Genomic DNA, 1,409 nt, shown 5'->3' on the forward strand with positions numbered 1-1,409 from the left:
CAAACCGTAGATTCAGGATTATCTACCGCAGTTGTTACTTTTACCAGTCCTGTTGGTACAGATAATTGTGCCGTGGAGACCACAACCCAAATTGCAGGTTTACCATCAGGTTCAGCATTCCCAATAGGAAGCACAACCGTCACTTTTGAAGTTCGTGATGTTTCAGGCAATACAGCAACTTGTAGTTTTAACGTTACTGTTGAAGATGAGGTTTTAGTGGATTGTACTGTTGATGCTGGAGAAGATCAAAATATCACTGAAGGCGATGCTGTAGAATTAATGGCTTCAACTACAACTTCAGGAAGTTTAGAGTGGTTTCCTTCAGAAGGATTAAGTGCTACTGACATTAAAAACCCCATAGCAAATCCAACAGAAACCACCACCTATACGCTGCGTTTCACTTCAGAAGACGGCTGTACTTCCGAAGATTATATAACTGTATATGTGGAACCAAAAGAAAAAGATGATACCAAATACGGGTTTTCTCCTGATGGTGACGGTGTCAATGAATTTTGGGAAATTGATGGAATAACGAAGTACCCAAATAATAAAGTATTGATTTATAATCGATGGGGTGATTTGGTTTTTGAAACCCAAGGTTATAACAATTCAAGCAATGTCTTTAGAGGTATTGCCAATAGAAAAAGAAACTGGGGAGCAGACGAATTACCTGAAGGCACCTATTTCTTTCAAATAAAAATTGAAGGTACTCACCACTTAAAAAAAGAAACAGGATTCCTTGTTTTAAAAAGATAATAAATGAAATATAAGTATATCATATTGATGGTTGTCATACTATCAACCGGTTTTTTACAGTCTTTATTTGGGCAACAAACACCAGTGTTTTCAAATTATAGTGCTAATGGGGTGCTTATCAATCCGGCTTATGCGGGATTCTATCCCGACATGGACATCACTTTTACGAGCAGTGGCCAACTCAGTCAGATAGAAGGCAGTCCGAAAACGATGAGCCTATTGGTTAATGCACCTACAAGCTCAGAAAACGTAGGTGTTGGAGGGGGGGCTTATAGCGACCAAATAGGAATTACTAAAGCAACAAGTTTATTTGGCACCTATTCTTATAAATTGTTTTTTGATTCAGATAATAGCAATTGGTGGTCTTATAATCCGCATGTATTATCCTTCGGAATATCGGCAGGTGTCATGTTTTTCGATGAAAACCTATTAGACTTAGGAATCAATAACGATCCTAATTTTGCAAATAATATCAGTACCACTATTCCAACTATAGGGTTAGGGGCACTTTATAACAGAGAACGCGCCTATATCGGTTTATCGGCATCTAATGTTTTAGGTGATGCCTTGTCTTCAGAAGATAATATTGATGTAAAAGGCGCTTATTATTTATATGGAGGCTACCGTTTTTTTACAAACCGATTTAGGGAAGT

2 protein-coding genes are annotated in these 1,409 nt (G+C 37.8%); both read left to right on the forward strand.

Annotation, left to right across the window (positions count from 1 at the left end):
- Nucleotides 1–756, forward strand: a 756-nt coding sequence (locus Q4566_RS16980) for a gliding motility-associated C-terminal domain-containing protein (RefSeq protein ID WP_303423768.1), incomplete at its 5' end; no start/stop codon positions are given.
- A 3-nt stretch (nt 757–759) separates the two neighbouring features.
- On the forward strand, nt 760–1,409 hold a 650-nt coding region (locus Q4566_RS16985), incomplete at its 3' end, for a PorP/SprF family type IX secretion system membrane protein (protein WP_303423770.1).

Origin of the sequence: Tamlana sp. 2_MG-2023 (assembly GCF_030548465.1) — a bacterium.
In the GTDB taxonomy this organism is placed as follows: Bacteria; Bacteroidota; Bacteroidia; order Flavobacteriales; family Flavobacteriaceae; genus Pseudotamlana.